The 7,260-nt window shown below is 70.0% G+C and carries 7 protein-coding genes; 2 read left to right on the top strand and 5 right to left on the bottom strand.

Annotation, left to right across the window (positions count from 1 at the left end):
- The 4 genes from ETD85_RS65280 to mshB all read right to left on the bottom strand — a co-directional run.
- Positions 1 to 217: hypothetical protein (locus ETD85_RS65280; protein ID WP_206059560.1), on the bottom strand; the 217-nt coding region annotated here is incomplete at its 3' end.
- Positions 218 to 397: 180 nt separating this feature from the next.
- Complete coding sequence (locus ETD85_RS58505) at positions 398 to 892, bottom strand: flavin reductase family protein (RefSeq protein ID WP_240780113.1); 495 nt, start codon at positions 890 to 892, stop codon at positions 398 to 400.
- A gap of 17 nt (positions 893 to 909) precedes the next feature.
- On the bottom strand, positions 910 to 1,326 hold the full coding sequence (locus ETD85_RS58500) for a DUF6113 family protein (protein WP_138698450.1): 417 nt from the start codon (positions 1,324 to 1,326) through the stop codon (positions 910 to 912).
- Positions 1,327 to 1,337: 11 nt separating this feature from the next.
- A complete protein-coding gene (gene mshB / locus ETD85_RS58495) occupies positions 1,338 to 2,243 on the bottom strand; it encodes an N-acetyl-1-D-myo-inositol-2-amino-2-deoxy-alpha-D-glucopyranoside deacetylase (protein ID WP_138698449.1) in 906 nt (301 codons plus the stop codon).
- Positions 2,244 to 2,287: 44 nt separating this feature from the next.
- Here mshB and ETD85_RS58490 point away from each other — a divergent pair, with 44 nt between their 5' ends.
- A complete protein-coding gene (locus ETD85_RS58490) occupies positions 2,288 to 4,351 on the top strand; it encodes a S9 family peptidase (protein ID WP_138698448.1) in 2,064 nt (687 codons plus the stop codon).
- A 156-nt stretch (positions 4,352 to 4,507) separates the two neighbouring features.
- Here ETD85_RS58490 and ETD85_RS58485 read toward each other — a convergent pair whose 3' ends face one another.
- Complete coding sequence (locus tag ETD85_RS58485) at positions 4,508 to 5,371, bottom strand: ABC transporter permease (RefSeq protein WP_170247432.1); 864 nt, start codon at positions 5,369 to 5,371, stop codon at positions 4,508 to 4,510.
- Positions 5,372 to 6,024: 653 nt separating this feature from the next.
- On the opposite strand from ETD85_RS58485, the gene ETD85_RS58480 reads away from it, so the two are divergent.
- On the top strand, positions 6,025 to 7,260 hold a 1,236-nt coding region (locus ETD85_RS58480; protein WP_138698446.1), incomplete at its 3' end, for an alpha/beta fold hydrolase.

The following is a 7,260-nucleotide window of genomic DNA, read 5'->3' as shown; positions in this document are numbered from 1 at the left end:
CCCCCACGGTCACCCCGACCGACACACCGACAGACGTGCCGACTGACACGCCGACTGACACTGTGTCGCCGACGGTGACTCCCACCGAGATCCCGACCTGTCCGCCACCGTCGGAGACGCCCACCGAGGTCCCCACGGACGTCCCGACCGACACCCCGACCGACACGGCGACGCCGACCGACACCAGCGTCCCGAGCACCACGCCGTCGGAAACCACGAGCGTTCCCGCCCAGTAACAGCGTCGGGAGCACATCGATGACCGGGCCGGGCGCCACCGAGCGCCCGGCCCGGCTCATGCCCGATCACACCGAGCACCACCCGAGCAGTGGCCCGGCTCACTCCGCCCGAAGCAGGGAGAAACCTCGCAGCGGGGAGAGAGCTCGCAGCCGGGGAGAAACTAGAGCGTCTTGTAGCGGCCCTCGTGGTAGACGAGCGGCACGCCCTCCGACGGCGTGTCCAGCCCGGTGACCTCGCCCACCACGATCGAGTGGTCCCCGCCGTCGTGCACGGCCGTGGTGGCGCACTCCACGGTGGCGATCGCGTCGTCGAACAACGCCATCCCCGACTCCCCCCGATGATGCGGCCACCGGGCGAGCTGCCCGTTCAGCGGCCGCCCCCGGTGCGCGAAGAACCGCGAGGCGTCCTCCATCGTGGCAGGCAGCACCGAGACCCCCCACAGCCCCGATTCCAGCACCGCGTCGTGGAAGCGGGCCACCTTCTCCGCGCAGAACAGCACGAGCAGCGGATCGAGCGAGACCGAGGTGAAGGAGTTGACCGTCATCGCGTGATCGACGTCGCCCAGCCTGGTCGTGACGATCGCGACTCCGGTGGCGAAGCGGCCGACGACCTTACGGTAGTTTCCCGGGTCCACATGCCGCTCTATCGAATGCACGAAGTTACTTTATGCCTCTAAGTCGGGTTCTTTGGAGCGTACCCACGCAAAAGCCATGACCCCGAGCTCGACGCGGGCGCGAGCGCATAGGCCGCCACAAGAGCCCCCAGCCCCCCGTACAAGTAGGTGTATCCAGGGGCGCCCTCCGCGATCACGAGATCCCCGGACCCCAGCTGCAGCGTGAACGGCATCGTCACCAGCAGCCACCCGATCGCCGTCACGGTCACCCCGAGCCGGCCGTGCATCAGTTTGCCCGCCCCCAGGCACACCGCGAACAGCGCCACCACCCACGCGATCGCCGCAGCCGGGATCGGCCCGATCTGCCACGCGGGATGCGTGAACCCGCCCACGACGCCCATGACGACCCCGAGCACGAACAGCATGCCGTACGCCGCCCCGCCCAGCGCCGACTCGGCCTGGCTGCGATGTTCCATGTCGAACGAGGTTAGTGGATGCCCGCGAAGAGATCGTTCTCGCGGTCGTACGGCTCGCCCAGACCGCCCAGCTCGACCGGCGGACCCGGCACCGGCGGGCCTGGCACCCCGATGGCCAGGGTGTAGTGCTCGATGCCCAGCACCTCCTGCCCGATGGTGTTGGACAGGGCGAACCACGGGCCGTCCACGATGATCTGCGTCGCGTGCGCGCGCATGGCCTCGGTCTTGTTGCCGATCCACGGGCGCGCGTCGATCTCGGTGGTGATGTCCTCGTCGAGGCTGCCGAACGGCATGTCGTCCACGTCCTCGATCAGGAAACCGGTGCCGGCCTCGCGCAGGGCCTCCGCCGTGCGGCGCATGCCGGACCTGGGGATGGCCGTGTGGTAGAACTTCGCGATCTGCCAGGGCTCGCCCTCGCCGAAGCCCGGTTTCGCGGCCAGCTCGAACGCTCTGCGCGAAACCCGGTGCGCCTGGATGTGATCGGGATGGCCGTAGAAGCCGTTGTCGTCGTACGTGACGAGCACCTGGGGGCGTACCTCCCGGATGACCTTGACCAGCTCGCCCGCCGCCTCGTCGAGGTCGGCGCGCCAGAACGCGCGGGGGTGGTCGTTGGAGGCGACGCCCATCATCCCGGAGTCGCGCCAGCGGCCCGGGGAGCCCAGGAAGCGGTGATCCTCGACGCCGAGCGCGTCGCAGGCGGCGTCGAGCTCGCCGATCCGGTACGGGCCGAGCGCGTCGTCCTGGTCGGCGGCCAGGTGGGCGAGGTCCTGGGGGATGATCTCCCCCTCCTCCCCCAGCGTGCACGTCACCAGCGTGACGTGGGCTCCCTCGGCGACATATTTGGCCATGGTCGCACCGGTGCCGATCGTCTCGTCGTCCGGGTGGGCGTGTACGAGCAGGAGCCGGCGATCAGTCATAGCCATGAGCGTAACAATGGCTCGTTCCTGGCAGGATTGGCCCTATGAGTGAGAGCTTCCCTCGACTGTCGGCAAGGACCCGCCGGTTCACCCTCGGGGTGCCCAGGGGCTTCACGATCTCCCCGGACGGCGGCCGGGTGGTCTTCCTGCGCACGAAGTCGGGCACTGATCCGGTCACCTGTCTGTGGGAGCTCGACACGGAGACCCACGTCGAACGCCTGGTCGTCGATCCGCACGAGCTGCTGGCCGACGACGAGAACCTGCCGCCCGAGGAGCGGGCCAGGCGCGAGCGCAGCCGCGAGTCGGCGGGGGGCGTGGTCGCGTACGCGCCCGACTCCACCCTGGCCAGGGCCTGTTTCGCGCTGTCCGGCGGCCTGTACGTCGTGGACCTGGCGAGCGGCCAGACCCAGCGCCTCGACACGCCTGGCGCGGTCATCGATCCCCGCATCTCCCCCGACGGGCGACATGTCGCCTACGTCACCGGCGGCGCCCTGCGGGTGCACGACCTCGTCACCGGCGATGACCGCGCGCTGGCCACGCCGGAGTCGGAGACGGTGACGTACGGGCTGGCCGAGTTCATCGCCGCGGAGGAGATGGACCGGATGCGCGGCTACTGGTGGGCGCCGTCGAGCGACGCCCTGCTGGTCGAGCGCGCGGACGAGGCGCCGGTGCGCGTCTGGCACATCGCCGACCCGGCCAATCCCGACCGGCCGGCCACGGCTCAGCGCTACCCGGCCGCGGGCACGCCCAACGCGATCACCGAGCTGTTCGTGCTGGGGCTGGACGGGTCGCGGGTCGCGGTGCCGTACGTGGAGGAATACCTCGCGACGGCGGCCTGGGACTCCCACGCGCTGTCGATCGTGACGCTGACCCGCGACCAGAAGACGATGCGGCTGTTCACCGTCGACCCGGCGACCGGCGCGGCCACGCTCGTGCGCGAGGACACCGATCCCGCCTGGGTGGACATCGTGGGCGGCGTTCCCGCGCACCTCGACGACGGATCGCTGGTCTGGGTGGCCAACGCGGACGGGGGCCACCGGCTGTTCGTGGGCGACCGCGCGGTCACCCCGCCCACGCTGCAGGTGCGGGCGGTGCTCGACGTCGATCACGACAGCGTGCTGTTCAGCGCCAGCGGCGACCCGACCGAAATTCATTTGTGGACATGGGACGGGCATTCGCTGCTGCCGGTCTCGACCCGTTCCGGGGTGTTCTCGGGGCGGATGTCGGGAGGTGTCGGCGTACTGACCGAGCAGAGCATCGACGCCGAGGGCGTGTCCACCACGGTCGTGCGGCGCGACGGCATGGCGGTGCCGATCCCGTCGTTCGCCGAGCGGCCCGGCCTCGACCTGCGGGTCTCGATCGGCCGTTCGGGCCACCGCGAGCTGGCCACCGCCGTGGTGCTGCCCTCGTGGCACGAGCCGGGCTCGCGCAAGCTGCCCGTCCTCATGGACCCGTACGGCGGCCCGCACGCGCAGCGCGTGCTCAACCGGCGCGGCGCGTTCCTGGAGAGCCAGTGGTTCGCCGAGCAGGGGTTCGCGGTGATCGTGGCCGACGGACGCGGCACCCCCGGGCGGGGCACCGACTTCGAGCGGGCCGTGCTCAACGACCTGGCGACCCCGGCGCTGGAGGACCAGATCGACGCCCTGCAGGGGGTGGCCGAGCAGTATCCGGACGATCTGGACCTGACGAAGGTGGCCATTCGCGGCTGGTCGTTTGGCGGGTTCCTGGCCGCGCTCGCGGTGCTGCGGCGGCCGGACGTGTTCCACGCCGCGGTGGCGGGGGCGCCGGTGACGGACTGGCGGCTGTACGACACGTGCTACACCGAGCGATACCTGGGCCATCCGGACGAGCAGCCCGAGGTGTACGAGAACTCCTCGTTGTTCGCCGACGCGCCCAAGCTCGAACGGCCGCTGCTGCTGATTCATGGGCTCGCGGACGACAACGTGGTGGCCGCACACACGCTGCGGCTGTCGTCGGCCCTGCTCGCGGCCGGGCGCCAGCACAACGTGCTGCCGCTCTCGGGCGTGACCCACATGACGCCGCAGGAGGTCGTGGCGGAGAACCTGCTGCTGCTCCAGGTGGACTTCCTGAAGCGCGCACTGGCCTGACCACGGTACGCACGCGCCGGGGTGGTCACCGTACACACGTTGTGCGGCTGACCACCCGCACGCCTTACGGCTGATCAGCGTGCACATGCTGCGCGACTGATCGCCGTAAGCACGCAGCGGGCCGATCACCGTACGCACGCGCGGGGCTGATCGCCGTTATGCACGCAAGGCGTCGAGGAGCCGCGACACGGTCAGCCCCAGCGCGACGACGGCCCCCAGCACCAGCGTGTAGACCCACGACGGGAAGTTCATGAGGGCGAGCTGCCCCTGCACGACGGCCAGGATCAGCACGCTGAGCAGGGTGCCCGTCACCGCCCCGCGCTCGCCGTTCAGACTGGTGCCTCCGAGCACCACGGCGGCGAGTGCGAACACGACCGTGGACAACCCCTGACCACCCGGCTGCGCCGCCCCTAAGCGCACCAAGAGGGCGAACCCGGCCAAGGCGGCGACCGCGCTCGACCCGGCCAACCCGACGAGACCGCCCGCCCACCCCTTGCTCAGCCGTTCGCGAACATTCCGGTTCAGCCACAACGCCCCGCCCGCCACCGACAGGACGGCGAACACCGCGAAGACCGCACCAGGCGGGTACGACGGCACGCTGGGCAGGACGATCACGCTGCCTCCTGTGAGCATGACCAGGAGCGCCTCGAAGACCACCGCGGCGGCGAGCGTCACCGCCCATGAGGGCGCGCCCAGCAGCACCGTGAACGCCCCCAGAACCAGCCCGGCGAACGCGGCGAGCACCAGCACGAGCAGCACCCCGGTGGCCAGCGGTAATTCGAGCTCGACCGCCGCCCAGGCCATGAGCGCACCGGACAGGGCGGAGGCCGCGCCCACCGCGAGGTTGGGCGTGCCGGTGCGCAACGACAGGGACAACGCCACGGCGGCCAGGCCGACGGGCGCGGCCAGGGCCAGGATGTTGACCAGGTGCTGGACAGGTGCGGTGACGAGGACCGTACCGACGGCCAGCACAGCGATGACGCCGAGCGCACCCTCCCATGCCCACTGCCACTTGGTCACGTCGTCAATGCTGCCGATCCAGCACCACGGCCACAAGACCCATTTCCCGGCCCGCAGGCACGGCACAGGCCGACCACCGAGCCCAGCCCCGGCCCCAACACCCCCACTGACCTAACCCCGCACCTCAACCCGGCAGGCCCCCGGAACGCGGACCACCCCACGCAGCCCGAACCCACAGAACGCGGACCCCACGAAATCGGCCCCGCCGCCCCTCGGTCCCACACGTCGACGCAACCGGAACCGCCGAACCCCCGACCAAAGCAACCGGAACCCACCGAGCCCAACCCAACCCGGGACCGCACAACCCAAGGAGGACACAGCCTCCACAGATCACCACCTGCAGCTCCATAGACCCACGAGTCCCGAACCCCCAAACCCGGAGTCCCCGAACCCCAAAGTGCCCGAACCTCAGAAGCCCAGAGACCTTCAAGAGCCCAGCGGAAGTTCAAGAGCGGATAGACCACAAGAGCCCACGGGACGGACCACGAAGAGCCCACGGACCATAAAGAGCCCAGGGACCCTCAAGAGCCCAGGGACCTGCCCAGACACCTGGAAACGATCTCGGTCTGACAACCCCTGGTAGGACTCCCACCCCTCAAAGACCAAACCCTGGTCCGACGCGATCCAGCCCTCCCCTCCGAAATCCTGACGCCATGCCGAACCCCCTCATCACCACAGCCACCACCCTGACGGCAACCCTGCTCCTGTCCGTAGGCGGCGCCGGCCCCTCCACCTCACCACCACCAGCGGCCGCGAAGACCACCCCAACTACCGCCAACACCAGCACCAACACCAACACCACCGACGAGCAAGACTGGCAACCCTGCCCCGGCGACAAGATCGGCATGGAGTGCACCGACCTCCAGGTGCCCGTCGACTGGAAAAAGCCCGAGGGCCGCAAGATCACCCTGAAGCTGGGCCGGCTGAAGGCCACCGGCAGCACCTCTGAAGGCTCGGTCCTGGTGGCCTACGGCGGCCCTGGCGGTCCCGGCATCGCCATCACGCAGTCCGCCCCCGACTGGTGGAGCAGTCTCCGTAAACGCATGGACATCGTCACGTGGGACACCCGCGGCTACGGCGAGCAGTTCCGGGGCCTAAGCACCGGCCTCCAGTGCTCCTGGACCCGCGTCCCGATCCCCGACGTCCCGAAGGACGACGCCGACCTCGGCCGCCTCTCCGACGCCAACCGCGGCTACGCCGAGGCCTGCCGCCTCAAAGATCCCGAGCTGTTCGCCAACATGACCTCGGCAGACCAGGCCAGAGACATGGAGGCGATCAGGAAGGCATTGGGCGGCGACAAGCTCAACTACTACGGCGCCTCCTACGCCGGCTTCTACGGCCAAGACTATGCTCGCCTCTTCCCCGGCCAGATCCGCACGATGGTCCTCGACGGCACGTGGAGCCACAGCGCCGCCGACTGGCCCAGCGAGCTGGCGGCGATGGCCAAGTCCAACGAGCAGTTCATGCAGCGCTTCTTCACCTGGTGCGCCACCAACGACTGCAAGGACGTGCCCAGCCTCTGGCGCAAGCTGATCGCCCAGGCCGACCGCACGCCGATCCCCACCACCACGGCCAACGTGGCCTACAAGGCCCGCGACCTGCAGTCCTTCGCCCTGGCCATGGCCCGGCAGGGCACCCCGGGCTGGCCCACGCTGGCGCAGGCGATCCGCAAGGCAGCCAAGGGCGACGCCTCCGGCTTCGTGCCCGCACGCGGCGGCCGCTACCCCGACCAAGCCACAGGCGTAACGGAATGCACCGACTGGCCGCGCTACAACTCCCTCAAGGAGCTGACCGCCGCCACCGACCACCTGCGCAAGATCGCCCCCAACACGGGCACCGCCAACACGATGGCCTCGGCGACCCTGGGTTGCATCGGCTGGCCAGTCGGG

Origin of the sequence: Nonomuraea zeae, assembly GCF_005889725.1 — a bacterium.
Lineage (GTDB): Bacteria > Actinomycetota > Actinomycetes > Streptosporangiales > Streptosporangiaceae > Nonomuraea > Nonomuraea zeae.
The sequence above is the reverse complement of the archived record's forward strand: the minus strand, read 5'-3'. Positions and strand labels throughout refer to the sequence as shown.

Excerpts from the sequence above, each read along its gene's own strand:
- ETD85_RS58500 (WP_138698450.1), bottom strand. The coding sequence starts at position 1,326 with ATGGAACATCGCAGCCAGGCCGAGTCGGCGCTGGGCGGGGCGGCGTAC.
- mshB (WP_138698449.1), bottom strand. The coding sequence starts at position 2,243 with ATGACTGATCGCCGGCTCCTGCTCGTACACGCCCACCCGGACGACGAG.
- ETD85_RS58490 (WP_138698448.1), top strand. The coding sequence starts at position 2,288 with ATGAGTGAGAGCTTCCCTCGACTGTCGGCAAGGACCCGCCGGTTCACC.